Raw genomic sequence first — 25605 nt, 5'->3', positions numbered from 1 at the left:
ATACTTTTTTAAAATGAAAATAAGCGGATTTACTTTTTTAAGAAATACATCTAAGCTCTATTATCCTATCAAGGAATCTATACTTTCTATACTAGACTTGGTAGATGAGTTTGTAATTGCTCTAGGTGAAGGCGATGAGGATGATAATACTCTTGAAGTTATTCAGAGTATAGGATCTGATAAAATTAAGATAATAAATACAGTTTGGGACATCGAAAAGTACCCTAGAGGTATGGAGCACGCACACCAAACAGATATAGCTAAAGAAGCGTGTACAGGTGATTGGTTGTTCTATTTACAAGGTGATGAATTAGTACATGAAAAAGATCATTCAAATATCAGGGCAGCTTGTGAAAAATACTTAGATGATAAACAAGTCGAAGGTTTTTTGTTTAGGTATATGCATTTCTTTGGTGACTATGAGCACTATAGGAGAGATCATTGTTGGTATCCTGATGAAATAAGAATAATAAGAAATGATAAGGATATTCATTCGTATGAATCAGCACAGTCTTTCCGAAGAATGCCTAATTTTGATGGATTAAGCTATCGTACAAAAGAAAATACATATAAACTTAAGGTTGTAAAAATTGATGCGGACATATATCACTATGGTTGGGTACGTCCTCCAAAGTTGATGTTGAAAAAGGCTAAATATTTTAACCATACACATAGGGGAGCTGCTTATGTAAATGATGAGTTCCAAAAATACGCTCAAGACACATATGATTATGGGCGAATGGATAGAACTTTAAAGTTTAAAGGCACTCACCCAAAAGTAATGGATAAAAAAAGGAGTGAGCTAGATTGGAAAGACGATCTTCGCTTCAGTGGTCCTACTGTTATTGGACGTCCTATACAAAAACATGAAAAGTTAAAATATAGGATGATCATATGGGTTGAACAAAATCTTTTAGGAGGCCGATTAATCGGTGGATATAAGAATTACGAATTAGTTAGTGAGTAATTTATCTAAGTTTGAATAGAGACTGTCTTGATCTGGGTGTTAGGCAGTCTCTATTTTTATGTATTAATAAAGAAATAAGATTTTAAAAAAAAAAGAATTGGAAGTGATTAACTTTCAATTTGGTAGTTAAGAAGTTTTTGGGAATCAGATGAAGATAAGTGGCTTTACTTTCTTGAGGAATACCTCCAAGTTATATTACCCGATCAAAGAATCTATTCTTTCGATTCTAGATTTAGTAGATGAGTTTGTAATTGCATTGGGAGAAGGAGATGAGGACGATAATTCTTTAGAACTGATACAAAGTATTGGTTCTGATAAAATTAAAATCATTCATACCAAATGGGATTTCGAAAAATTTACAGGAGGAACGGAATACGCACATCAAACTGATATTGCTAAAGAGGCATGTACTGGAGATTGGCTATTTTATATTCAAGGGGATGAAGTTGTCCATGAAAAAGATAAACAAACAATAAAGAATGCTTGTGAAAAACACCTCAATGATGAAGAAGTAGACGGTTTTCTGTTTAGCTATTTTCATTTTTGGGGAGACTATAAACACTACTTCAGAGACCATTGTTGGTATCCTTACGAGATTCGAATTATTAGAAATAAGCCTGAAATCCATTCTTTCAGAGATGCTCAATCATTTAGAAAAATCCCTAATTTTGATGGATTTAGTTATGCAAAAAAAGAGGGTTCTTCAAAGCTAAATGTCGTAAAGATTGACGCTAATATTTATCACTATGGCTGGGTGAGACCCCCTAAAGTGATGTTGACAAAAAGACTCACTTTTGCCAATGCTTACAGGAAGGTAACTGAAGAGACATTAAAGAAATTTACTCAAGATGTTTTCGATTATGGCCGAATGGATAGAACTCTAGAATTCAAGGGTACACATCCGAAGGTTATGAGTGAACGCATTAAGGAATTAGATTGGCAAGACGATCTTCGTTATGATGGACCAATAGTGATTGGTAGACCAATACGGAAACATGAAAAGTTGAAGTATAGAATTATTATTTGGGTAGAGCGAAATTTACTAGGAGGTAGGTTGATCGGTGGATATAAAAATTACACTTTACTCAAAAAGTAGATATATAAATAATTAGAAGGTCAGTTGAGGTTTCAACCGGCCTTTTTTCTTTTTCATTGAAAATAAATGCCCATTCGTTGAAATTTTTTCATAAGGAAATAAGCATTTCCCATTTTTACTTCAGAAATAAAACATAGATGAGATATGAAAAAGAAATTTATAGTAACGCTTATTGGTTTGGCTTCTATTTTTTCAACATTTGTGGCATGTGCTCAACGTCCTAATCTTGATCCTAAAGAAGCCGCAGAAAGAAGAACAGCTCAATTAACAAAGGCTCTTGAATTAACAGAAGAGCAAGGAGATAAGATTTATGACTTATTTTTTGCACAAATGGAGAAAATGACTGAGCTCAGAGAGAGTGGTGCAGATAGGTCTGAAATAAGAGCTCAGATGGAAGAGGAAAGAGAGAGTTTTGAGTCGGAAATGGAAAAAATCCTTACTGAAGAACAATTTATAGCATTTAAAGAATTAGCTGAAGAACAAAAAGGAAAAAGAGGTAGAGGCCCTAGACCTTAGACCTTAGACTTTTCTAAAAAATGTTTCTATTCAATATTAGTCCCATATCTATCTTAGAAATGGGACTTTATTTTATCAGGTTTGAATTAAACTTCTCCTGCTGCTCTATTAATAATTTGTTCGACGACAGATTGTTTTCCTGTATGGGCATAGTAATCTGAGGAAACATCAATAAAAGCAGAAAGCATATCTAGCTTGGTGTCGGCTTTATCAATGAAGCGGTTTACACTGCCTAAAATCTTATCTTGCGTAATTCCATTATCAGAAACAAAACCATTGAGAGAATCGCCAACTCCAGCCAATCCTTTTTTTACATAACCTAGTTTATCATCGGTAGAATCACCCGGAATGATATCTTTGAATTTGGAGAATGATGAATTCTTATCTGCTTCGTCAGCACTTAGCCCATCCAATGCATCAGTTGCTGAACGCACAAAGTCAACTCCTAAAGGCAGAATTCCATCAAAACAAATGATACCAGCCATTCTGATTTTTGCATTTCCGGCATAATGACCAAATGCTTTTACAAAATCTACAATCCCATCACCAGGAATACCATTCGTTTTAGTGAATGCAATCAGTTCACCTATGATTTTTAATGCGAAGTCGAATTTTTGTGCTGATTCTGCTTTTGGAGTTAAGTATTTTAGAAAAGATAGGAGTTTTACTTTTTCTCCCAGTTTGTCAGACATGGCAGCAGAACCAACTGCAGTGTCAATTGATTCAATGGTATTATAAATCCAAATGGCACTCTGATAACCTTCTTTTTCTTCATTATAGAGTTGGAAGACTCTTTCTTTTACATCTGCTAAATAGGATTCATCATCATCGCCTGTGATATCACGAATCATTTGATCAAAGTTTGTCGGGTTTGTCCATTGCCCAGGAACAATACTATCTAGTACTTTCAAGCTCATCACAGTTAATCCCGAACTAGGTAGATCATTGATGATACTTGCTATTTTTTCTGGATTTTCTTTAAAAAACCATCCCATAATTTCTTCAATTTTAATGAGTAAGTATGATTAGTTGAGTTGTGCAAGGTGATTGAGATCTACTTGTGAGAGTACTTCAATTCGGTCTGCTTCTGTAAATGAATCGGACTTTGATCTGACTTGTACTTGGAATCTATCACTGACCAAAATAGCAGTACCTTTGCTACCCTTTGAGAGCATTGGGTAACCTTTCAAATCTTGAGTAGAAGAGGTGTATTTTTCAATATTCTGAGGAGTGTCGAGTAGGTCAGCAACGGTTATGGTAGCTACATCATCTCCTTTTTCAGAGACGACTGCTTGAATCATGCCGAGCTTTTCTTGGGTATAAGTGATTTTGTAATCTCCCATTTTATTTGGAAGACAGGCATTGAATTCTTTTCCTTTAACGAGTTTTTTACGATACTTTCCACGCGTTTTCTCACCTTCGCTTGAGATGTCAGCACCGTCTTTCAATTCAATACTGTCTACTTTCTTTTGCTCTTGCTTAGAGTCAAAACATGATGTGAGTAGAACTGAAGTGACTATGATAAATGATAGCCCTAGTGTGTTTATTAGTTTCATGTTTAAAGAAGCTTTGTCTTGTTCGTTCCGTAAACATGAATTGTTTTGCTAATGGTTCTGAATAAATAAAAAAGCCCTTACTTTTCTATAGACTAGAAATGTAAGAGCTTTTAACTTAATCTATCATTTAAGACCTAGTAAGCGTAGTTGTGAAGCATGATTGGCATCACTAGCATTAATAAATCTTCTTCTTCTGAAATTTCAGTAGGAACCATCAAACCGGCCATTCCTGGCTCAGAAAGTTTCAAAGTTACCTTGTCAGAGTGAATGTTGTTCAACATCTCGATTAAGAATTTGGCATTGAAACCAATTTCCAAATCATCTCCTTCGTGCTCACAGTACAAACGCTCTTTTGCTTCGTTTGAGAAATCGATATCTTCTGCAGAAACAACTACTTCATTTCCTTCAATCTTGAAACGAACTTGGTTTGTAGACTTGTTTGCATAGATTGCGATACGCTTCAAACAGCTCAACATCGCAGCTCTGTCCAAAGTTACAAGGTTGTTGTTGTTCAACGGAATTACGTTTTCATAATCAGGGAAACGCTCATCAATCAAACGACAAATCAATTGAACATTGCTAAATGTGAATGAAGCATTTTGATCGTTGAATTCAATTTTAACAGCCTCACCTTCTGATGGCAAGTTGTTTTTCAACAATGAAAGTGCTCTTTTGTGAATGATAATTGATGTCTCGTATTCAGACTGAATATCAGTTCTTCTGTAACGAACCAAACGGTGGCTGTCAGATGCTACAAAGTCAGCATTAGAAGAGTTGATATTTAAGAAAACACCATTCATTGCAGGCTTCATTTCATCATTTGAAGTTGCGAATAGCGTGTATCCTAGTGCATCAAGAAGTACATTGCTTTCGATCTCCATAGTATCCACACGGCCTAATTGTGGGATTTCAGGGAAATCTTCTGCATTTTCACCTGCTAATTTATACAAACCATTATCTGAATTGATCGAAACTGTATAAGTTTCCAAGTCAATTTCGAAAGTTACAGGTTGCTCTGGAAGGTTTTTCAATGTATCTGCAAGCATTTTTGCAGGAATTGCGATGCTTCCGTCTTGATCAGCCTCTACAGGAACTTCAGCGATTATCGAAGTTTGTAGATCTGAAGCTGTAATTTTAAGATTTCCTTCTTTAATCTCGAATAAGAAGTTTTCCAAAATCGGAAGATTCGGATTACTAGGGATTACTCCGTTAAGTGAAGAAATCTGTTTAAGAATCGTGGAAGTTGAGGCTGTAAACTTCATTATATATGCTTTTATATTTTAATCTTCAGGTTCTAATTAGATAAACAGAGGAAGATTCCTGAATATTTCAAGAAGCTTCCTCTAAAATAGAAACTATTTGTTTCAATATCAATCGTAAACTGATAGAGGAACTTAGCGTCCTACTCCAACAGCTTTACGAACTTGAGCTAATTTCTTCTGAGCAATCTGACGAGCTTTTTCCTCTCCAATTTGAAGTGTTTTTTCTAGCTCATCTAAATTGTTCATGTAGTAATCGTACTTTTCTCTTTCTTCTTTATAAGTCTCAACGATTAGCTCGAACAAAGCTTGTTTTGCATGGCCATAACCGTAGTTGCCACCCAAATACTTTTGTCTTAGGTCTTCGATTTGCTCTTCAGTACCTAATAGTTTATATAAAGTGAATACGTTACAAGTATCAGGATTCTTTGGCTCTTCAAGAGGTGTAGAATCAGTTACAATCTGCATTACATTCTTACGAAGCTTCTTATCCGTTTGGAAAATATTGATGAAGTTTCCGTAAGATTTACTCATTTTCTGTCCGTCAGTACCAGGAACAATCATCACATTTTCATTGATAGATTCTTCTGGTAAAACAAAGATTTCCTCGTATATACGGTTGAATGTTTTTGCGATATCACGAGTCATTTCCAAATGTTGCTTTTGGTCTTTTCCTACAGGAACTTTTTCAGCATCATAAAGGATAATATCACCAGCCATAAGTACAGGATATGTAAACAAACCTGAGTTTACATCCGACAAACGATCAGCTTTATCTTTGAATGAGTGAGCATTTGCAAGCATCGGATATGGCGTTACACAGTTTAAGTACCATGATAGTTCAGCCACTTCAGGGATTCTTGATTGTCTGTAGAAAATGTTTTTGTCTGTATCAAAACCGAAAGCAAGCCATGCTGCCGCTACAGAGTAAGTATTTTCTCTCAATACTTCAGCATCTTTGATGCTTGTCATAGAGTGAAGGTCTGCGATGAAGAATAAAGACTCATTTTTAGGGTCTTTAGACATTTCGATTGCAGGTTTAATCGCTCCTAGAATATTCCCGAGGTGTGGAGTACCAGAACTTTGGATACCCGTCAGAACTCTTGCCATTTGTATCTGCTTTTGTAATTCTTTTAGATCTATAGATTGTTTAAAGCCTTTTTGTAAGACTCCAACGTGCAAAAGTAATAATTTTTCAGTGTTTTCTATCTATACTTAATTATATTCACTCATAGATTTTTACCAGACTCTTAACAATGGTAAACAGAATGTCCACAACACATATCTTTTAAACTAAATAAGTGAATGTTATGCCAGTAATCAGAGCCGTAAAAGGAATAGAGCCAAAATGGGAAGAGGATTGTTTTATTGCTGATAATGCCACTATTGTTGGTGATGTTGTAATGGGCAAAGAATGTAGTGTTTGGTTCAATGCTGTCGTTAGAGGAGACGTTAATAGTATTCGAATCGGAAACAAAACCAATATTCAAGACGGTGCAGTAATTCACTGTACTTATGAAAAAGCGGCTACAACAATTGGAAACAATGTATCAATAGGTCATAATGCTTTGGTACACGGTTGTACAATTGAAGACAATGTTCTTATTGGAATGGGAGCTATTGTAATGGATAAAGCAGTTGTTCAGGAAGGATGTTTTATTGCGGCAGGAGCAGTCGTATTGGAAAATACGATTTGTGAGTCAGGATACTTGTATGCTGGAATGCCTGCTAAAAAGATTAAGCCATTAGATGACCGATTGAGAGCCGTTTTTGAAAGAACTGCGAATAATTATGTAATGTACAGCAGTTGGTTTGATGAGAATGAAGAAAAGTAACATTCTTCGGTAAATGAAAAAAAGCATTCTAAATATATCCCCTCATTTAGAATGCTTTTTTAATTAAAAAGACTATCCAAATAATTGGATAGCCTTTAAAAGTGTTTAAGTAGTGTTGTGTTGTATATATATTTATGCGATGACGCCTTCTTTCTTTTTTAATTCAGCTTCTAATGCTTCTAAGCGTTTTTGCTCCTCTACAGCAGCGTCTTCGTCTTCTTGACTAAACTTAATTGTAAGACCTAAGAATCCGATAGCAATTACAATGAGTCCGAAGTAAAGGAAACAATCTTGAAGTGAAGAACCACTTCTTAATAAGAACTGAGCATAACAAACGGCACCTACATTACCTCCTGCACCTACGATACCTGCCACAGCTCCTAAAGCTTTTTTATTGATAAATGGAACAACTGAGTAGGTCGCACCTTCAGCCATCTGTACAAATAATGAGAATGTAATCATTGTGATAATGGCAAAAGGAAGAACATCCATTCTAGAAAATAGGATAAGTGCCAATCCTTCAACAGCCATTACGATAGCTAACCATTTTACTCTACCTTTCAATCCTCCTTTTACAGAGAAACGGTCACCTAACCATCCACCCATAGATCTTGCGAAAAGGTTCATCAAACCGAATAACGAAGCAATAAGCCCAGCTGTCGTTTCAGAAAGTTCGAATTGAGTTTGGTAATAAGTAGCAGCTCTACCGTTTACAAATAGTTCCATACCGAAACAACCTGCATACATTAAGAAAAGTATCCAAACTCTTTTATCCTTCATTGCAGAAACAAATAAGCTAGATTCTCCTTCTTTTGCTTGAGGTCTTTCATTAGGTAGGTCTTCGTAATTACCTTTAGGACAATCAGTAGTGTATTTCCAGTATAAGAATGCCACAACTAGCATAATTGCAGCAGGAACAAACATGGCAGGTCTCCATTTTGATAGTTCTGACTCCGCAAAGCCAAAAGCTAACATACCAGAAGCAATAAGTGGCATAACAGCTTGTGTAACACCTCCACCAAGGTTACCCCAACCTGCAGTTGTAGCATTGGCAATACCTACTACATTAGGCGCAAACATTACTGAAGTATGGTACTGAGTAATTACAAATGAAGCTCCAATAACTCCAATTGCCATTCTAGAAACTAAGTAAGTTTCCCATGAGTTTGCGAATGATGAAGCGGAAACAACTACGGCTCCAAAAAGAAGTAGATAAACATAGCTTTTTCTTGGTCCTATTTTATCACAAAGGTTACCTATAAATAAACGTGCGAAAATAGTAACCCCTACAGAAGCTATAAATGCTGTGATTTTTTGAGCTTTAGTAAGGTCTAGGTCAGGACCAATTGTTGAGTTTAAGAGTGGCGCGTGAGAAAACCACCCAAAAAAACATAAGAAGAAAGCAATCCAGCTAAGGTGGAATGTTTTCATTTGGACTGTTTTAAGGCTAAAGAGGTTAATACTCGTTGCCTTTTCAAGATATAGAGCTTCTTTTTTCATTGCGTATAATAACTAAGTGTTTATACTTACAATAGTAGCGACTATAATCATAACGAGTGGTGTTATAGGGCATTTATAAACATGTGAATAGTTGTGTGTAAATATGTTATTTCGCAGTTTTTAATCTTAATAACCTTATTTTTAGTGTATTAATATTTTTAAATAGCTGATTTAAAACTACGTAAAATGTAAGTTAATGACTTAGTTTTTTACTGTTAAAAATGTGGTTTTACCTAAATTATTAAGTGTTGTATTGAAACTTGAATCAATTTTATTGAAAAAATTACTGATTTTTTATTCGATTTAGGTACTTCTAGTTATTTATACGTATAATGTTTCTCTAATGTATTTAGCTTGTTAATCAGTGTTTTATTCATTGAAAATGCGTAAATGCAGTTTTTTACTTGTTGTAAAAGCTTGTATTAGGCTGTGTTAAGTGCTAAGTATTAAAATTAAGCTTACTTATGTTTGTAGTGTTGGTACGTAATAATACTTATTCACTAAACAAACTATTGCTTAAGATGAAAAAGCTTTTTTTCCTAATCGGATCGCTACTATTACTTTTTGCACTAGAGTCTAATGCGCAGTTGTCTATTACTGCTGAAGTAAGACCAAGAACAGAGTACAGAAACGGATTTAAGAAATTGACAGCAGAAGATGTAGATGCTGCTTTATTTACAGAACAAAGATCACGTTTGTATTTCGATTATAAGAAAGACAAACTACAATTAAAGTTTACACTTCAAGACATCCGTATTTGGGGTGAGACTGGTCAAATCTTTAAGGATGACAACGGAATGACAGCTATCAGTGAAGCTTGGGCGAAATACAACTTCACTAGCAAATTTGGATTGAAAGTAGGTCGTCAGATCATTTCATATGATAATCAAAGATTCCTAGGTGGTTTGGAATGGGCGCAACAAGGTCGTAGACACGATGCTGCATTGTTCCAATACGAAGATGCGGAGTCTAAATTGAAAATCCATGCAGGTTTTGCTTATAACCAAAGTGGTACAATTGCTGAGCCAGCAAAATTGGTAGGTACTGCTTATGATGTAGCTAACTATAAAACAATGCAATACCTGTGGGTACATAAAGATTTTGAAGGAGGAGGAGTTTCTGCACTTCTTTTCAACGACGGTTGGGCATACGGAGCTGCTTTAGATAGCGTAAGTAACAGACAAACTGTTGGATTGGTAGCCTCGAAAAAAATTGGTGGAATTAAGCTTGCTGGAGAAGGATATTACCAAACAGGAGAGTTCAAAGGTTCAGAAGTTGATGCTTATATGTTTGACTTGAATGCTACTTATAAAACATCTCTTACGCCAATCACAGTAGGTTATCAATACTTGTCAGGTAGAGAAGCAACGGATACTAAAATCACTCAGTTTACTCCTGCATACGGTACAAACCACGCTCACAATGGCTTCATGGACTACTTCTACGTAGGTAATGCTCACGGCAATGTAGGTCTACAAGATATTTATGTAAAAACGAAATTTAAGTTAGGTGAAAAAGCTGGTGCTTTGATCGTTCACGGTCACCAATTCTTAGGTGCTTCTGAATTTACAGATACTGAAGGAGCCGTAGCTGATGCTAGCTTGGGTACTGAGTTTGACTTAGTTTATGCTAGAAAACTTAGCAAAGACGTAACACTAAATGTTGGTTACTCTCAGTTGTTCGCTACTGAGTCAATGGAGATTTTGAAAGGAGGAGACAGCAGCCAAACTCAAAACTGGGCATGGGTGATGCTTACTTTCAAGCCTCAAATCTTTGCCTCTAAATAATCAATAAGAAATAACAGAAACACATAAATGCTTCCAAGTTTAATCGCTTGGAAGCTGATCTAAAAATTTAAAAAGCATACTAAAATGTTAAGATTATTCTTAAATCCTATCGTTAGATATTCAATCCTGTCGATGCTTTTAGTAGGATTGACTCAATGTGGAGGAAGTAAGTCTTCTTCTTCTGAGGAAACAAGCGAAGCTTCTCTTGATTCAAGTTCTACAGTTCAATTGGAAATTGAAAAGCCTCAGTTGACTTTTGGTTTCATTAAGTTGACAGATATGGCTCCTTTGGCAATTGCTAAAGAGTTAGGTTACTTTGAAGATGAGGGACTTTATGTAACTATCGAAGCTCAGTCAAACTGGAAAAACGTTCTTGACCGTGTAATTGATGGTCAGTTGGATGGTTCTCACATGTTGGCAGGTCAGCCAATTGCAGCAGGTGCTGGTTTTGGTCGTCAAGCAGAATTGGTAACTCCTTTCTCAATGGACTTGAATGGTAATGGTATTACAGTTTCAAATGACGTATGGTCAAAAATGAAGCCTCATGTGCCAAAAGATGCTGAAGGTAAACCTGTTCACCCAATCAAAGCTGACGCTCTCGCTCCCGTTATTAGTGAGTATAAAAACGATGGTAAAGCATTCAAAATGGGTATGGTATTCCCAGTTTCTACGCACAACTACGAAATCAGATATTGGTTAGCTGCAGCAGGTATTAACCCTGGTTTCTATACTGCAGATAACATTCAGGGTCAGGTAGATGCAGACGTTCTTCTTTCTGTAACTCCTCCACCTCAAATGCCAGCTACTTTGGAAGCAGGTACAATCTACGGTTACTGTGTAGGTGAGCCTTGGAACCAACAAGCTGTATTTAAAGGTATTGGTGTGCCAGTTACTACAAACTATGATGTTTGGAAAAATAACCCAGAGAAAGTATTTGTAATGACGAAAGAGTTTACTGAGAAATACCCTAACACTGCAACGGCTGTAACAAAAGCATTAATCAGAGCAGGTAAGTGGTTGGATACTCCAGGTAACAGACCAAAAGCAGTAGGTATCCTTTCAATGCCAGAATATGTAGGTGCTGATTCAGTAGTAATTGCAAACTCAATGACAGGAACTTTCGAATTTGAGAAAGGAGATAAGCGTTCAATGCCTGACTTCAACGTATTCTTCCGTCATCATGCTACTTACCCATTCTATTCTGATGGTGTATGGTTCTTGACTCAAATGAGAAGATGGGGACAAATTCCTGAGACTAAGCCAGCAGACTGGTACCACAGTACTATTAAAGATATTTACCGTCCTGATATTTGGATGCAAGCAGCAGAATTGCTTGTGAAAGAAGGACACTTAGAAGCTTCAGAAATTCCATCAACAGATGGTTACAAAACACCAACTACAGACTTTATTGATGGTGTAAAATACGATGGTAAAGATCCTATCGGTTATCTGAAAAGCTTCGAGATTGGTAACAAAGACGATGCGCTTTAATCTAATTAAAATTCACTCTTGATTACAAAGGGGAGGGTGTTCTGCTCCCTCTTCTTTTTCTCTCATCCAAGCAGAACAAAATAATTGACAAGTCAACTAACAATCTTTCTTTACATACGCAAAAACTAGAAAAAGATGAAAGACAAAGTAATAAACAGTTTAAGATTTACAGGACTAGGTTTCTTAGAACCTCTTGTTCGTTTGATTAATGGTGAAGAGCCTAAAAAGAATTTAATCAACTTCGTAAAGTCAACGATATTTCCATTAGCTTCTATTTTATTCTTCTTGTTGGTATGGCATTTAGGTGCCGATTTCTTGTACAACAAAGAAGCTAATTCAAGAATTGAAAAAGCAAGAACAGAACAAGGTGAAGCAGCAGCCCAAGCTATGGCATCTTGTATTGCTTCAGGAGATGTAAGCTGTCAGCCAAATACACTTCCTTCCCCAGCAAAAGTATGGACAGCCTATTTATCACTTCTGAAAGACCATGAAATTATTAGCGACAAGAAAGATGCTTTCGAAAAGAAAGTGGCCAAAACTAATGCTTCAAGAGAGGCAAAAGGTTTAGCACCTATCACCTACACAGGTCGTCCTTCTTTCGTAGACCAAATTGGTACTAGCCTTAAAACTGTATTTGCAGGATTTTTATTGGCTGCCCTAATTGCAATCCCAATAGGTATTATTATCGGTTTGAGTAGTACACTTAGAACCTCTTTTAACTGGTTAATTCAAATCTTTAAGCCAGTATCGCCAGTAGTATGGCTACTATTAGTTTTCATGATTGTGAAAACGCTTATGTCAGATTCTGACATGGATAAATCATTTATGATCTCATTTATTTCGGTAGGACTTTGTGCCATGTGGGCAACACTTGTAAATACAAGTATGGGAGTTTCTACTGTTGATAAGGATTTCGTGAATGTAGCAAGAGTATTGAAGTTGAATGTTGGTCAAAACATCTTCAAAGTAGTTTTACCATCTTCTTTGCCAATGATTTTTACAGGATTAAGAATTACACTTTCTGTAGCATGGATGGTATTGATTGCCATTGAACTTTTGGCTCAAAGTCCGGGTCTAGGGTCATTTGTTTGGGAAGAATTCCAAAATGGAGCAAATGATTCAAATGCTAAAATCATCGTAGCTATGTTCATTATTGGATTGATCGGTTTCTTACTTGACCGTATCATGATGACCGTCCAAAAGATGATGTCTTTCAACAAGGCTGAAGTAGCTTAGGGTGTTGAATTGTTGATGTGTTTAACTGTTGAATTGAGAAATAAATTCAACAAGTTATGCAATTAACAGTCAAATAAACCGGCATTAGATGAAACATCATAGCCTTGACGTTTTGCTTCTTTTGTGTCAAGACAAAAGAAGAAAGAACAAGGACAGTCTTTTCCAAAAAGTCTAGTGCAAAATTGCAGGACATTTGGAGTAAACAGAATCCTTTATCTCTGAGTTTGAAGATCACTTCGTTAACTCTTCAAACAGTCCTATTGAATCAAAAAATTAAGATTATGGCATTTTTAGAATTAAAAGGCGTCAGCAAATCTTTCGGAACAGGCAAAGACAAAGTTGAAGTTTTAAAAGATATAAATCTATCTATAGAAGAAGGTGAGTTTTTAGCCATTGTTGGTTTTACAGGCAGTGGAAAAACAACCCTCATAAATTTAATTAACGGGCTAGAATTTCCTGATGAAGGCGAAGTACTTCTGAATGGGAAGCCAATTACAGGCCCTGGTCCAGATCGAGGAGTAGTATTCCAAAATTACTCATTACTTCCTTGGTTGTCAGTTTATCAGAATGTGAAATTGGCAATTGATGAAGTTTATCCCAAAGCATCTAAAGCAGAAAAGGACGAGCGTATTCGTAAGTATGTAGAAATGGTACACCTTTCTCATGCCATCGACAAGAAACCTACTGAATTATCTGGTGGTATGCGACAGCGTGTTTCTGTGGCCAGAGCCTTAGCGATGAACCCTCAAGTACTCCTGATGGATGAGCCGCTAAGCGCTTTGGATGCCTTGACTCGTGGCACACTTCAAGAAGAAATCGTGAAGATTTGGGGTGAAGATCAGAAAACGTGTTTGCTGATTACCAATGATGTAGATGAGGGAATTATCATGGCCGACAGGATTATTCCTCTTACACCAGGTCCAAGAGCGACATTAGGCCCAGAATTTAAAGTCAATTTCGCAAGACCTCGTGTGATTGCGGAAATCAATAAAAATCCAGAGTATAAGCACCTCAGAAATGAGATTTTAGAGTATTTAATTGAAGTCGGTGCAAACCGAAAAGCTGAAGGAGGTGAAACTTATACACTACCAGACTTGAAACCTGTCATGCCAACAGGCTTCTTCAGTCGATTCATGAAATCTAAAAAAAGAGCTTAACCCCCTACACTCATGGAATTATTAGAAAAAGAAAATATCCAGAAAAAAGCATGGGCATCTATCTTAAAAGATGATAGACCAGATATGCTAGTCTGTAAAGATATTACTAAAATATACCCGACACCTAAAGGAGATTATACGGTATTGTCTGATCTTCAGCTGTCGATCAAGCAAGGAGAATTCATCTCTATTATTGGTCATTCAGGTTGTGGTAAGTCTACGCTACTCACAATGATTGCGGGTTTGAATGAAATCAGTGGAGGTCAAGTATTGGTAGACGGAACACCAATTGCTGGAGCAGGTCCTGACCGTGCTGTTGTATTCCAATCGCCAAGTCTTTTCCCTTGGATGACAGCGCTTCAGAATGTTCTTATAGGTGTAAAACAAGTTTTTCCTCATGCCACTAAAAAGGAAAAAGTTGATATCTGTAAGTATTACTTGGACAAAGTTGGTCTAGGGAATGATTTCCATAAAAAAGCAACTGAGCTTTCACAAGGAATGCAACAACGTGTAGGAATAGCAAGAGCTTTTGCGCTTAAGCCTAAAGTTTTATTGCTAGATGAACCATTCGGAATGTTGGATTCATTGACAAGGGGTGAGCTTCAAGATGTTCTTTTGGAGGTATGGCAAAAAGAGAAAATCACAGCAGTAATGATTACGCATGATGTAGATGAATCAATTTTCTTAGCTGATAGAGTCATCATGATGACAAGTGGACCTTTCGCTAAAATTGGAGATGAATTGCCAATCCCATTTGAGCGTCCACGTAACCGTAAAGCGGTATTAGAACATCCAGATTATTACGATTATAGAGGGTATCTAATGGATTTCTTGAATCATTAAGATACTTTTTTCATAGTAGTGTTATAATACACTAAGTGTTTATTTTAGTCAGCATACTTTGCTGTTTTGCGTATGATAAGGCGGAAGCTACATGGTGAGACATGTAGCTGATGCTTTTCGCTTCAAATCAACTGTCTACTAACTTTTTACATCGCAACACCTACAACTAATGGCAACTTTTTTACAGAAAAATCCGAAAAAGAGATTCACCACCTCTTACATAATTGCGCTAAGTTTAATTGCACTCATGAGTATCACCAGCCAACTTATCATCCGTGGAGTGCTTAGTAAACAAGAAAAAGATGCAAGGGTCATCAACATCTCAGGACGTCAGAGAATGTTGAGCCAAAAAATCTCCAAGCTTGCATTACAATTAGAGAAGGAATCTGAATATGAAAGATATTTTGACCTCAAAAAAGAATTTGAGCAAGTGATTGAGTTGTGGAGTAGTTCACATTATGGCTTGATTGAGAGAAAAGAGGGGATGGGTTTAGGAGGGGAGAATAGTACAGATGTAACTACAATGTTTGATGGAATCAAATATAACTATGAGTTGATAGAGGAAGCAGCATTTTCACTCATAAAATCAGATTTGGATACTGACAAACATAAATTAGTAGCCCAAATCTTAATGAATGAAGGAGACTTTTTGAAAGGAATGAACTCAATTACATTCCAATATGATTTTGAATCTACTTCTCGTATTCAGACTGTAAAAAAGATTGAGATTGTTATTCTGATCATTACCCTCACCACCATCCTTTTAGAAGCTTTATTGATTTTTAGACCAGCAGTTATTGCGATGACTCGCTACCTGTCGAAGCTTACCGAGAAGAATCATGAATTGGAGGTCGCTCATCAAGACCTAAAAATATCTAATGAGTTAAAAAAACACGCCCAAGAAGAATTAATCGCTCAACTTCAAGAAAACCACAACCTTCAAATGAGTATAAATCAAGAATTGGAGGTGAAGATTGAAGAAAGAACAAAAGAAATTCAAGAGCAGAAAGAAGAAATATTACAACAAAGCCAAGAGTTGCAGGCTCAGAATGATCGAATTTTTGATCAAAACCTGCAATTATCTAAAGTCTATAAAAAAGTAACAGATAGTATAAATTATGCTCGTAGGCTTCAGAATGCTATGCTAGGAAGTAGAAAGTCAATCTTAGCTCATTTCACAGATGGCTTTATCATGAGCAAGCCAAAAGATTTGATTTCAGGAGATTTCTATTGGTTTCATAAAAATGATGATTTCAAGTTGCTAGTGGCTGCCGATTGTACTGGTCATGGTGTTCCAGCGGCATTTATGACGATGATCGGGAATATATTATTGAACAATATCATTATCGAGAATAAGATCGTTGAGCCTTCCAAAATATTAGAAGAATTAGATGCTAGACTGTATCAGTTTTTGAATTCTAAAAGAGCTGAAAAAGTATATGATGGAATGGATATCGCCATTGTTAGAATTGATGAAGCTAAAAAAGAAATAACCTTTGGAGGAGCAAAAAGGCCAATGTTTATCAGAAGGTCAAATGGAGAATTTGAAATATTTAAAGGAGCAAGAGTGACCATCGGATATACCTCTAAACAGTACGAAAAGATTTATCCAAGTGTAACGACCAATTATAAAACTGGAGAACAGTTCTATTTGTGTAGTGATGGTTATCAAGATCAATTTGGTGAAAAAGACAATATGAAGTTCCAACAAAGTAATCTGATTTCGCTGATAGAATCTTTAGGTGGAGTTAATATGGATGAACAGAAGAAGGTACTACGAAAGTCATTTGATGACTGGAAAGGGAATGTTCCACAGACAGATGACGTGTTGATAGTTGGGATTGAATTATAATTTTAAGAACTAATTTTTACTAGCCAAAAAATTAGGGATGTTAAACTCTCGTAAGGGAAAAGTGTAAAGTGTAAATGCCTTCTCGATTTTCGAGAAGGTATTTCTTTTTAGAAAACGAACAAAGTATAAATACTAGAGTAAATATTTTTAGGTTAAAAAATACTGTTCTTAGAGTTGCTCTAAGAACTCATGAATGAAGGAGAGAGTCTTCAGACTCGATTTTGTGTGTGTTTTTATAGTCTGAAGAACTGCGTCCGCCTCTTTCATCCATAAATATATCCTTAGATAATGCACTCGCTAGCTTCGTAAATTCTAAGGATAGTCTTACCTATTTTCTTATGTCCAACTATTTAAAAGTTATGGACATTTTTTTTCCACTTTCGTCTATGATGATGTGTATTGTAATAATCAATAAGTATAGGTAGGTGAGAGATGTCAAACCAGTTTAGGTGTTTATTTAGATATACTTGTGTTTCGTCTGAATCACCTAAAAGAAGAGGTATAAGTTGATAGCAGTTATTGATTCCAATATCCCAAAAGTCAGAGTCTTCTTTATTGACGAGGTAGTGGAGCTTTTTTACAATCTTATCATCTTTCAAATTATCTTCAACGACTTCCATATAAGGGATTTCATAAATTTGAACCACGCCATCTAACAATCGTTGTAAGAATAAGTCATGGTATCCTGAACGGTGTTGATTAAGACATCGTTTTAGGTCAAAGTGCATGTATTCTTGGTCAAAAGAATCCAGATTATCATATGCTTTAATCGGCTTCTTTCTTTTGAGGGCAAAGCTTCTAATCCCATCTGAATCATAAGTCATTTCTCCCCATTCAGCTTTAAATTTGATAGATTCAATAATCGGGAAACTATGACCATGCCCCATTTCATGGTGCTTCAATGACTTTATACTAATGTGACCATGAAGAGTATCACCTTCTTCTTTTAGCACAACATAACCTTCAAAATCACCTCCTTTTTGAAGGTCTTCAGGAAGAAGAATATGAAGTTCAGGCTCTTTTTTTTGGGCATAAGTAGGTAAAGCCCATGAAAAAATCATGATAGCTAGTAATAGTAAAGTTTTTAGCATAGGTCAATAATTAGGTTGTATCAGAAAAACAACTTGGTAAATGGCTTAGTTTATTCTTTTAGTTGAATGTAATCTCATCTGATGTAAGTAGTTTTGGTGTGAGTTAGGATAGGTCTAAGAACTATGTTCTCTATTCATTAGGTATTACAATGTATAAAGAATGGTCTGTTGTTATTTTTTCTGAAGAAGCATGATCTATAGCATCAAATATGAATATTGAGAGGAAGAGAAATGCTAAAAGTACTTGTGATAAATTTCTGTTTTTTTATTTCTATTTTAAAAGTTACATCCGTTTAGAAGTCGATGACAATTCCAAGGGCAGGGACAGGACTGTCATTTTCTTGTTCTATCTCTATGAGTTCTCTTGGCTCAATTATATTTCCGTTATTATCTGTCGCAAGGATGTACTCAGGTGGAGTAGGAATATTTTGTGCTAGTATATTTTGAACCTCAATGAAGATATTTAATGACCATTTATTGAAGTTCCATTTTTTGTCAATTCTAATATCCAATTGGCTGAAAACATCGAGTTTTACTTCTCCCAAACGGCTGTAGTCAAGGATAATTTCTGGATAAGTAACCAAGGTCGAGTCAAGGTCTGTAGGAACGAAAGGTGTTTCCCCTGCAAATCGGTAACGAGCGCTGATTTCCCAATTTTTATTTAATTTATATCCTCCTGTGAAAGAGATCAGATGTCTGCTATCCCAAGTAGACGGAAGGAAGTTATTTCGATCAAAGCCTGTAAATTCACTAAAGAAAAAGGTATAGGAGAAAATACCATAAAAGTTACGCTGTAGTTTTTGTTGTAATGATAATTCTAAACCGTAGGCACGTCCTTTTCCTGAAGTTTCTATTTTTTCATTTCCTAAAACTTCAAATCCAGCTCCTTTATTAGCTAAAGACACAGAATCATCTACAGAAATGGGATAGTCATCATAAGCTTTGTAGAAACCTTCTAAGGTGATGTTTGAAGATGGCCCTAACACATATTCTAAACCTAAAACATAGTGGTCACTTCTTGTATAGTCTACATTTCTGTTGACGAGCATATCATTTTCTTGATAACCTAGAATAGTATAAGGAGGTATTTTGTAGTATCGTCCTACAGTACCGTTTATTTTCCAATTCGGAGCAAATTCATAGGATAATGCTAAACGAGGTGAAAATGTATTCCCCAGAGTATTTCCTCTGATAAAGTCATCATCATCTAATCGGAAACCGAAGGAAAACTCTAATTTTTTATTGAAAAATGATCGAGAAGCATTGGCAAAAATACCATACTTGTAGAAGTCGATATCAGTAGCATATTGCAAATCTCGATTAAGATCTGTGGTGTTGTTTTCGTAGTAACTGTATTGAAGATTAAAGCCTCCAACAAGTTTCCAGTTTTTTGAAAAGTAGGTATAGGCATACCTTAATTTAGTTTCTATTTCTTTGGAATCATTTTTAAAAAATAGCCCTTCTTTATTTTCATTGTCTCTAAATCTTGAAAATTCATTATTCAGTAAATTATTACTGAGCGTAGTTTGCATAAAGCCTTTTCCATTTTTGAAACGTCGATTCCATGTCAGTCCTATAGCGTTAGTTTCTTGTTCAATAAATGGCACTTGCTCAAAAAGTGCTTGTTCTTCGTCACTAAAGTCATCATCAGATTCTACATCAAAATCATCAATAGAACCTACTCCTAAAAGGCTTAAGGTATTGTAAGCATTAATTTCGTAGTTAATTTTGTACTGATAGTCCCAATAATCGGGTCTGATTGGAAGCCCAATAAGCCCAAAAATGAAGGAAAGGTAACTTCGTCTGACCGAAAGAATGTAGCTGAGTTTAGATTGTTCTTCTCCATTTTTTAAAAGTGGACCGTTCAAGGTAAGGGCTGTCTCGCTTGAACTTACCCTTATGTTTCCACTAAAATCTCTTCGATTTCCGTCTATTTGTTCAAACTGGAGTACTCCAGAAAGTGGATTGTCGTACTGTGCTCCAAATGAAGAAGTAGATAAAGTAACATTGTCAATAAATGAAACATTGAGAAGACCAACAGGACCACCTGCACTGCCTTGTGTACTGAAGTGATTGATTGTTGGAATTTCCATTCCATCTAAATAATAAACAGACTCATTGGGTGCTCCTCCTCTTATAATCAAATCGTTTCTAAATCCACCCACTGATGGCGAAACACCAGGCAATGTTTGCGCAACTTTTACAACATCATTATTTCCTCCAGGATATGTTGCAATTTCTGCCGCTGTTAATTTTTGAGTGGAAAGAGGTGTTTCGATTGGACGACTTACTTGATTCTGATCTGGTGATACGGTTATTTCATCAAGTGTTTCTGAGGATTCTTCCAATTGAAAATTGTAAAGCTGATTTCCTCTAGATTTGATGATAATATTGTATTTCGTTTGCGCTTTGTAACCAATAAAACTCGCTACCAGATTATAGCTACCAGGTTCAACACTTTTTATTTTATAATAACCATCAGCATTTGTGATTGCACCAAAATCGGTGCTTTGTATATAAACCGATGCCCCTATGAGTGGTGCTCCAGCTTTATCCTTCACATAACCCGAAACATCAACTTTTTGCTGTGCGAGGAGGGGGCTGCAAAAAATTAAGAATGAGAAGAAAATAACAAAGCGAAAATTAGAAGGTCGAATCATAAATAAAGAAGCTCAGTTAAGGCTTAATTTATAATATGTTCTTTCCTTAAAATTTTATTTGGAGATTTCTGTTTGCATTTTATTCTATACTTTTCATTCCATCAAAACACAGTACAATTATCTGATTGGGTAAGGATTTTTGTAAGGGAGAGTTTTGTGAATAATCTTAAACTAATGCCAATTAAACTTAATAGTAAAGATATTTTAGCCTAAGTCATACTTTATATAATACAATTGAAGGTCTATTTATTAGATTTGCACCCCGATCTAAAAATCTAGCATTTTTAAGGAGTGATAAATTTCAAATAGACTTCATTTTTCAGAATTATTCACGATCGAATTATGGCTCAGTTCCTTTACTACTTGATCTTAAAGCCTTTATCGCTTTTACCTCTTGGGGTTTTACATAAGCTTTCGGATTTTCTCGCATTTTTGATGTACCGCGTTGTTCCGTACAGGCAAAAAGTGATTCGAGAAAATTTGAGAAATTCTTTTCCCGAAAAAACAGATGAGGAAATAGAGGTATTGGTTAAACGCTACATAGCTCATCTTTGTGACCTTATTGTGGAAAGTATTAGCCTTTTTAGTATGTCTCAAAAAGAGCTTCAAAAAAGGGTCAGAGTTATAAATCCAGAGGAAATGAATCAGTTTTATGATCAAGGTAAAAACGTGATTCTTACTTTTGGACATTATAATAACTGGGAAATGTCTGCAGCGGCTTTCAATGCACAATTGAAGCATCAGATTGTTGGTTTATATACACCATTGAAGAATAAATTCTTTGAAAAGAAATTTAAGGAGTCGAGAGGTAAAAGTGGTTCGAAGGCAATTCCTAAAATGGAGGTCAAAGCATTTATGCGTACCTACATCAAGAAGAAGAGACCATTTGCGCTGACTTTTGGTACAGACCAATCACCGACATATAGTAAAAAAGTATATTGGACTAAGTTTTTGTCGCAAGATACTGCGGTTATGTTTGGGACTGAAAAGTATGCTAGAGAGTTAAATGCACCTGTCATATTCGGAGAAATTCGGAAGGTAAAAAGAGGTTATTATGATATCTTCTTTGAGGTTTTGGTTGAAGATCCTTCTATGGAACCGCATTGTGCAATTACTGAAAAACATACAAGAAGATTAGAAAAACAAATAATAGAAGAACCTGCTTATTGGCTTTGGTCTCATAAACGTTGGAAACGTAAAGTGACAAGGGATTATCCTGATGGAGTAATTCCAGAGCCAGAATTACAGGTTTAAACTTAGGAGCCATATCTTTTAAAAAGGTATGGCTTTTTTATTTTTTACTTTCTGAAGAACGAATGAGAATACCTATTCAGCATTCTAATACAATCTTATTTCTTTTATATGATGTAATTTTTACGTGTTTTTTACTTTAAAAATATTTTTAAAAACGATTTTAAAAGTAAGTATAATTACGTAATATCGTATCGTTGTGTTTTCAAAGGAATAACGATGAGGAAAATAAAAGGACGCTTTTGGATAGAAGAAAATGGACAGACGTTACTTGGCGAAGGTCGCGTAAGACTTTTGGAAGCCTTGTTAGAGTGTGGTTCAATTTCGGCTTCAGCCAAAAAACTCGGAATTTCTTATCGGAAAGCATGGCGACTTATTGATGAGTTGAATAAAGCCGCAGGAGAGGGGGTAGTGTTGAAATCATCTGGTGGAAAAGGTGGTGGTGGAACTGTTGTGACCGAAAAAGGAACTAAGCTCATTAAGGAATATAGAGAGTTGCAAGTTCGGTTTTATAACTTTCTAGATGGTGAATTGGCAAACATTGAAGAAAATTTAAAATCATGAAGAGTCTCATTAGGTATATTTTTATATGTGTCGTTTGCTTTCTGTCCTCATGTGGATTGCCTAAGAATGAACCTGTATTAGTGGCTACAGCGGCAAGTACGTTTTATGCATTCCAAGAATTAGAAAATGTCTACGAAGAGGAAACAGGAAAAAACATAGAGCTGGTAAAAGCTTCTTCGGGTATTCTCGTGACTCAGATATTACAGGGAGCACCTTTTGATATTTTCATTTCAGCAGATACTATTTATAGTTCTAAAGTATATGAAAGTCTTGAATTGGAACATAGAGCTTTTAAGCTAGGTGAAAATAAACTGTGTCAATGGGCAATAGCAGATGCTATAGATTTTACTAAAATCATTGAGAATAAAGATTTGAAAATTGCAATTGCGAACCCTAAAACAGCACCATTTGGTGCTTTGGCGGTCAGTTATCTAAAACAATTTGGCGTTTACGAGCAATTGGAAAGTCAGTTGGTTTTTGGAAATAGTATATCTCAAGTCAATCATTACATATTGTCTGAACAAGTAGCGATGGCTTTTACTTCTAGTTCATCGAGTTTGGCTTTAGGGGAAAAGAAAGAGTCGCTCCGTGAGTGTGCTGAAGTTGATGCTTTAGAACAGGGTTTACTATTACTCAACGATAACAGAAATACATTGGATTTCTATAAATTTCTCAAGTCTGATAAAGCAGTAGTAATATTAAAAAAATACGGATTCTAAGGAGAAAAGATGGAGTGGGCACCATTTATATTGAGTTTGAAATTGGCACTTGTCACCACAATCATTTTGTGTGTGATCGCTTTGCCATTGGCTAAAATATTAGCCTTTTCAAGCTTTAAAGGAAAGCCTGTAGTTGAAAGCTTGGTCAGCCTTCCTCTTTTATTACCTCCATCTGTTTTAGGATTTTACTTTCTGATTCTATTTCATCCGTCCAATATTTTTGGTCAGTTGATCGATCAGATGTTTGGTTTACGACTGGTTTTCACTTTCGAAGGACTTGTGATGGCTTCTGTGATTTACAGTTTACCATTTATGGTTTCTCCAATTCAGACAGGCTTACAAAACCTTCCTTCTTCGCTTCGAGAAATGAGTTTTTCGATGGGGAAAAGTGAATGGTGGTCTTTCTTCAACGTTCTTTTGCCAAATATCAAGATTTCGCTGCTTAGCGCTTTTGCTCTGACGTTCGCACATGTAATTGGCGAGTTTGGGGTCGTACTTATGCTTGGAGGAAGTATTCCGAATGAAACAAGAGTAGCTTCAATTGCTATTTTTGATGAGGTAGAGGCTTTAAATTATACTTCTGCTCATCAGTATGCAGCCGTATTATTAGTTTTTTCTTTTTCAGTTTTACTTTTTATCAATTATCTGAAAAAGGTAAAGAATTGGAATTTATCATTGATAACTAAAAAGCAGTCTAGTACTCAATTTCTACACGCTGAAATTGAACCTAAGTCTGTAGAAAATATAGCCATTGATTTCAGAAAGAAATTTGAACAACAAGAGATCAATTTACAATTCAACTTTAAGTCAAACCAAATTATAGGACTGACGGGGCCTTCGGGAGCAGGGAAAACAAGTTTACTCAAAGGAATAGCAGGTTTGAGTTCGTTCTCTGAAGGAGAAATGAATTGGGGGAAAGAACCTTGGAATAAAGCAACAAGACAAATGGTCAGTCCTCAGTGTAGAAAGCTAGGGGTAGTATTTCAAGATTATGCACTTTTTCCGCATCTAAATGTTCAAGAAAACTTATGTTTTTCGCTTCAGTCTACAAACGCATTTTATGATGAATTGGTAGAAAAATTAGAATTAGAAGAGCTATTAGATCAGTATCCAAATACGCTTTCTGGCGGGCAACAACAGCGCGTGGCAATTGGCAGGGCTTTATTGATGAATCCTAATTTCATCTTGCTAGACGAGCCTTTTTCAGCATTGGATTTTCGACTGAAAAAACAAGTAGTAGAATTTCTTTTGGCAAGCCATAAAAAAAGAAATACAGGAATGTTGATTGTGAGTCATGAAGTGGAATTACTAAATAAAATCTGTGACAAAGTTTTTCTAATTCATGAAGGAAAATTGGTTACAGAAGCTATTGATGAACCCTTAAACTTTAAGCTCGCATGAAAGTATTAGGTGTCATATTAGCTGGTGGCAAAAGTTCAAGGATGGGGCAAGACAAAGGTCTTTTGGAACTTGGTGGTAAAAGCTTTGTCGAACTTATTTCTGAAAAGCTAGACGAAATAGGCGCTGACGAGATCGTGATTTCGACTAGTCATTTAGCATATACAAAATTTAGTTTTTCACTAGTCCCAGACCTGATTTCAGACATTGGTCCAATTGGAGGACTTTATGCTGTCATGAAAAGTAAGCAAGCGGATTATTACTTTTTTATTAGCTGTGATAGCCCGATGATTTCTGTTTCAATTCTTGAGAAATTATTGGAACAAACCAAAGAAAATGGCAGCGCTACAGTCTGTAAAATAGGTGATCAACTTTACCCTTTAGTTGGCTGCTATCATCGTTCTGTGTTTGAATTGATTGAAAAACAAATAGAAAATAAAAGATATAGTTTGATGAAAATGTTGGACGTGATCAGAGCAAAAACACTTGATTTAGACGCCAATACTTCTTCAACTTTACTCAATTGTAATACACCCGAAGATTATAAAAGATTAAAAGATGAACCGATTAACCATTAAGTATTTTGGAATTCTTTCCGACAAAGTAGGGAAAGATTCCGAAGAGTGGGAAGTGCCGAGCAATGCCAAGGTTTCGGATCTTTTACACCTTGTGCATGAAAAATATCCTGTGGTGGCTGATTTTACTTACATGATTAGTCAAAACCACAAGATGACAAATAAGGATGCTTCACTTTCTCAAGCAGCAGAATTAGCATTGTTACCTCCTTTTGCTGGAGGTTGATTCTACAAAACCAAGTAACATCAACA

The 25605-nt window shown here is 35.8% G+C and carries 23 protein-coding genes; 16 read left to right on the top strand and 7 right to left on the bottom strand.

Features of this window, described 5'->3' with window-relative positions:
* The first annotated feature begins 13 nt into the window (after positions 1–13).
* The 3 genes from BC781_RS03460 (at position 14) to BC781_RS03450 (ending at position 2579) form a co-directional block, all read left to right on the top strand.
* Positions 14–967 (top strand): glycosyltransferase family protein, encoded by a 954-nt coding sequence (locus BC781_RS03460; protein WP_109615851.1) that lies wholly within the window; start codon positions 14–16, stop codon positions 965–967.
* Between the two features lie 148 nt (positions 968–1115).
* Positions 1116–2063 carry a glycosyltransferase family protein gene (locus BC781_RS03455; protein WP_109615850.1) on the top strand — a complete coding sequence of 316 codons (948 nt, stop codon included), beginning with the start codon at positions 1116–1118 and terminating at the stop codon, positions 2061–2063.
* A 144-nt stretch (positions 2064–2207) separates the two neighbouring features.
* Positions 2208–2579 carry a hypothetical protein gene (locus tag BC781_RS03450; protein ID WP_109615849.1) on the top strand — a complete coding sequence of 124 codons (372 nt, stop codon included), beginning with the start codon at positions 2208–2210 and terminating at the stop codon, positions 2577–2579.
* 86 nt (positions 2580–2665) lie between these two features.
* On the opposite strand, the gene BC781_RS03445 is transcribed toward BC781_RS03450, so the two are convergent.
* The 4 genes from BC781_RS03445 to trpS form a co-directional block, all read right to left on the bottom strand.
* Positions 2666–3574: a hypothetical protein gene (locus BC781_RS03445; RefSeq protein ID WP_109615848.1), complete on the bottom strand. Its 909-nt coding sequence runs from the start codon at positions 3572–3574 to the stop codon at positions 2666–2668.
* 30 nt (positions 3575–3604) lie between these two features.
* Entirely contained in the window at positions 3605–4135 is a 531-nt protein-coding gene (locus tag BC781_RS03440; protein ID WP_109615847.1) for a hypothetical protein, read from the bottom strand.
* A 134-nt stretch (positions 4136–4269) separates the two neighbouring features.
* Positions 4270–5397: a DNA polymerase III subunit beta gene (gene dnaN / locus BC781_RS03435; protein ID WP_109615846.1), complete on the bottom strand. Its 1128-nt coding sequence runs from the start codon at positions 5395–5397 to the stop codon at positions 4270–4272.
* Between the two features lie 132 nt (positions 5398–5529).
* Positions 5530–6504: a tryptophan--tRNA ligase gene (trpS, locus tag BC781_RS03430; protein WP_109616576.1), complete on the bottom strand. Its 975-nt coding sequence runs from the start codon at positions 6502–6504 to the stop codon at positions 5530–5532.
* 200 nt (positions 6505–6704) lie between these two features.
* Between trpS and BC781_RS03425 the strand changes: the two genes are divergently transcribed.
* The gene (locus BC781_RS03425; protein ID WP_109615845.1) at positions 6705–7229 is read left to right on the top strand and encodes a gamma carbonic anhydrase family protein; all 525 of its coding nucleotides are present in this window, start codon (positions 6705–6707) and stop codon (positions 7227–7229) included.
* A gap of 132 nt (positions 7230–7361) precedes the next feature.
* Here BC781_RS03425 and BC781_RS03420 read toward each other — a convergent pair whose 3' ends face one another.
* A complete protein-coding gene (locus BC781_RS03420) occupies positions 7362–8660 on the bottom strand; it encodes an MFS transporter (protein ID WP_245935571.1) in 1299 nt (432 codons plus the stop codon).
* A 590-nt stretch (positions 8661–9250) separates the two neighbouring features.
* On the opposite strand from BC781_RS03420, the gene BC781_RS03415 reads away from it, so the two are divergent.
* The 6 genes from BC781_RS03415 (at position 9251) to BC781_RS03390 (ending at position 17095) form a co-directional block, all read left to right on the top strand.
* Positions 9251–10516, top strand: coding sequence for an alginate export family protein (locus BC781_RS03415; protein WP_109615843.1), 1266 nt, complete (start codon positions 9251–9253; stop codon positions 10514–10516).
* An 84-nt stretch (positions 10517–10600) separates the two neighbouring features.
* Positions 10601–12007 carry a CmpA/NrtA family ABC transporter substrate-binding protein gene (locus tag BC781_RS03410; RefSeq protein ID WP_109615842.1) on the top strand — a complete coding sequence of 469 codons (1407 nt, stop codon included), beginning with the start codon at positions 10601–10603 and terminating at the stop codon, positions 12005–12007.
* A 135-nt stretch (positions 12008–12142) separates the two neighbouring features.
* Positions 12143–13243, top strand: a complete 1101-nt coding sequence (locus tag BC781_RS03405) for an ABC transporter permease (protein ID WP_109615841.1) — start codon at positions 12143–12145, stop codon at positions 13241–13243.
* Between the two features lie 281 nt (positions 13244–13524).
* Positions 13525–14400 carry an ABC transporter ATP-binding protein gene (locus tag BC781_RS03400; RefSeq protein ID WP_170123100.1) on the top strand — a complete coding sequence of 292 codons (876 nt, stop codon included), beginning with the start codon at positions 13525–13527 and terminating at the stop codon, positions 14398–14400.
* Positions 14401–14412: 12 nt separating this feature from the next.
* Complete coding sequence (locus tag BC781_RS03395) at positions 14413–15243, top strand: ABC transporter ATP-binding protein (RefSeq protein ID WP_109615840.1); 831 nt, start codon at positions 14413–14415, stop codon at positions 15241–15243.
* A 169-nt stretch (positions 15244–15412) separates the two neighbouring features.
* Complete coding sequence (locus BC781_RS03390) at positions 15413–17095, top strand: SpoIIE family protein phosphatase (protein WP_109615839.1); 1683 nt, start codon at positions 15413–15415, stop codon at positions 17093–17095.
* Positions 17096–17445: 350 nt separating this feature from the next.
* Here BC781_RS03390 and BC781_RS03385 read toward each other — a convergent pair whose 3' ends face one another.
* Entirely contained in the window at positions 17446–18186 is a 741-nt protein-coding gene (locus BC781_RS03385) for a hypothetical protein (protein ID WP_146201614.1), read from the bottom strand.
* Between the two features lie 293 nt (positions 18187–18479).
* Positions 18480–20846, bottom strand: a complete 2367-nt coding sequence (locus BC781_RS03380) for a TonB-dependent receptor (RefSeq protein ID WP_109615837.1) — start codon at positions 20844–20846, stop codon at positions 18480–18482.
* A gap of 342 nt (positions 20847–21188) precedes the next feature.
* On the opposite strand from BC781_RS03380, the gene BC781_RS03375 reads away from it, so the two are divergent.
* The 6 genes from BC781_RS03375 (at position 21189) to BC781_RS03350 (ending at position 25579) form a co-directional block, all read left to right on the top strand.
* A complete protein-coding gene (locus tag BC781_RS03375) occupies positions 21189–22100 on the top strand; it encodes a lysophospholipid acyltransferase family protein (protein WP_109615836.1) in 912 nt (303 codons plus the stop codon).
* Between the two features lie 216 nt (positions 22101–22316).
* Positions 22317–22661: a winged helix-turn-helix domain-containing protein gene (locus BC781_RS03370; RefSeq protein ID WP_109615835.1), complete on the top strand. Its 345-nt coding sequence runs from the start codon at positions 22317–22319 to the stop codon at positions 22659–22661.
* Entirely contained in the window at positions 22658–23380 is a 723-nt protein-coding gene (modA, locus tag BC781_RS03365) for a molybdate ABC transporter substrate-binding protein (RefSeq protein WP_109615834.1), read from the top strand. Before BC781_RS03370 ends, modA begins: the two co-directional genes overlap by 4 nt.
* Positions 23381–23389: 9 nt before the next feature.
* Complete coding sequence (modB, locus tag BC781_RS25820) at positions 23390–24781, top strand: molybdate ABC transporter permease subunit (RefSeq protein ID WP_109615833.1); 1392 nt, start codon at positions 23390–23392, stop codon at positions 24779–24781.
* Positions 24778–25356: a molybdenum cofactor guanylyltransferase gene (gene mobA / locus BC781_RS03355; RefSeq protein ID WP_109615832.1), complete on the top strand. Its 579-nt coding sequence runs from the start codon at positions 24778–24780 to the stop codon at positions 25354–25356. Before modB ends, mobA begins: the two co-directional genes overlap by 4 nt.
* Complete coding sequence (locus tag BC781_RS03350) at positions 25337–25579, top strand: MoaD/ThiS family protein (RefSeq protein WP_109615831.1); 243 nt, start codon at positions 25337–25339, stop codon at positions 25577–25579. Before mobA ends, BC781_RS03350 begins: the two co-directional genes overlap by 20 nt.
* Positions 25580–25605: the final 26 nt, after the last annotated feature.

The organism is Sediminitomix flava (assembly GCF_003149185.1).
Lineage (GTDB): Bacteria > Bacteroidota > Bacteroidia > Cytophagales > Flammeovirgaceae > Sediminitomix > Sediminitomix flava.
This window is presented reverse-complemented; position numbering and strand designations above follow the sequence as displayed.

Excerpts from the sequence above, each read along its gene's own strand:
- BC781_RS03460 (WP_109615851.1), top strand. The coding sequence starts at position 14 with ATGAAAATAAGCGGATTTACTTTTTTAAGAAATACATCTAAGCTCTAT.
- BC781_RS03455 (WP_109615850.1), top strand. The coding sequence starts at position 1,116 with ATGAAGATAAGTGGCTTTACTTTCTTGAGGAATACCTCCAAGTTATAT.
- BC781_RS03450 (WP_109615849.1), top strand. The coding sequence starts at position 2,208 with ATGAAAAAGAAATTTATAGTAACGCTTATTGGTTTGGCTTCTATTTTT.
- BC781_RS03445 (WP_109615848.1), bottom strand. The coding sequence starts at position 3,574 with ATGGGATGGTTTTTTAAAGAAAATCCAGAAAAAATAGCAAGTATCATC.
- BC781_RS03440 (WP_109615847.1), bottom strand. The coding sequence starts at position 4,135 with ATGAAACTAATAAACACACTAGGGCTATCATTTATCATAGTCACTTCA.
- dnaN (WP_109615846.1), bottom strand. The coding sequence starts at position 5,397 with ATGAAGTTTACAGCCTCAACTTCCACGATTCTTAAACAGATTTCTTCA.
- trpS (WP_109616576.1), bottom strand. The coding sequence starts at position 6,504 with ATGGCAAGAGTTCTGACGGGTATCCAAAGTTCTGGTACTCCACACCTC.
- BC781_RS03425 (WP_109615845.1), top strand. The coding sequence starts at position 6,705 with ATGCCAGTAATCAGAGCCGTAAAAGGAATAGAGCCAAAATGGGAAGAG.
- BC781_RS03420 (WP_245935571.1), bottom strand. The coding sequence starts at position 8,660 with ATGAAAACATTCCACCTTAGCTGGATTGCTTTCTTCTTATGTTTTTTT.
- BC781_RS03415 (WP_109615843.1), top strand. The coding sequence starts at position 9,251 with ATGAAAAAGCTTTTTTTCCTAATCGGATCGCTACTATTACTTTTTGCA.
- BC781_RS03410 (WP_109615842.1), top strand. The coding sequence starts at position 10,601 with ATGTTAAGATTATTCTTAAATCCTATCGTTAGATATTCAATCCTGTCG.
- BC781_RS03405 (WP_109615841.1), top strand. The coding sequence starts at position 12,143 with ATGAAAGACAAAGTAATAAACAGTTTAAGATTTACAGGACTAGGTTTC.
- BC781_RS03400 (WP_170123100.1), top strand. The coding sequence starts at position 13,525 with ATGGCATTTTTAGAATTAAAAGGCGTCAGCAAATCTTTCGGAACAGGC.
- BC781_RS03395 (WP_109615840.1), top strand. The coding sequence starts at position 14,413 with ATGGAATTATTAGAAAAAGAAAATATCCAGAAAAAAGCATGGGCATCT.
- BC781_RS03390 (WP_109615839.1), top strand. The coding sequence starts at position 15,413 with ATGGCAACTTTTTTACAGAAAAATCCGAAAAAGAGATTCACCACCTCT.
- BC781_RS03385 (WP_146201614.1), bottom strand. The coding sequence starts at position 18,186 with ATGCTAAAAACTTTACTATTACTAGCTATCATGATTTTTTCATGGGCT.
- BC781_RS03380 (WP_109615837.1), bottom strand. The coding sequence starts at position 20,846 with ATGATTCGACCTTCTAATTTTCGCTTTGTTATTTTCTTCTCATTCTTA.
- BC781_RS03375 (WP_109615836.1), top strand. The coding sequence starts at position 21,189 with ATGGCTCAGTTCCTTTACTACTTGATCTTAAAGCCTTTATCGCTTTTA.
- BC781_RS03370 (WP_109615835.1), top strand. The coding sequence starts at position 22,317 with ATGAGGAAAATAAAAGGACGCTTTTGGATAGAAGAAAATGGACAGACG.
- modA (WP_109615834.1), top strand. The coding sequence starts at position 22,658 with ATGAAGAGTCTCATTAGGTATATTTTTATATGTGTCGTTTGCTTTCTG.
- modB (WP_109615833.1), top strand. The coding sequence starts at position 23,390 with ATGGAGTGGGCACCATTTATATTGAGTTTGAAATTGGCACTTGTCACC.
- mobA (WP_109615832.1), top strand. The coding sequence starts at position 24,778 with ATGAAAGTATTAGGTGTCATATTAGCTGGTGGCAAAAGTTCAAGGATG.
- BC781_RS03350 (WP_109615831.1), top strand. The coding sequence starts at position 25,337 with ATGAACCGATTAACCATTAAGTATTTTGGAATTCTTTCCGACAAAGTA.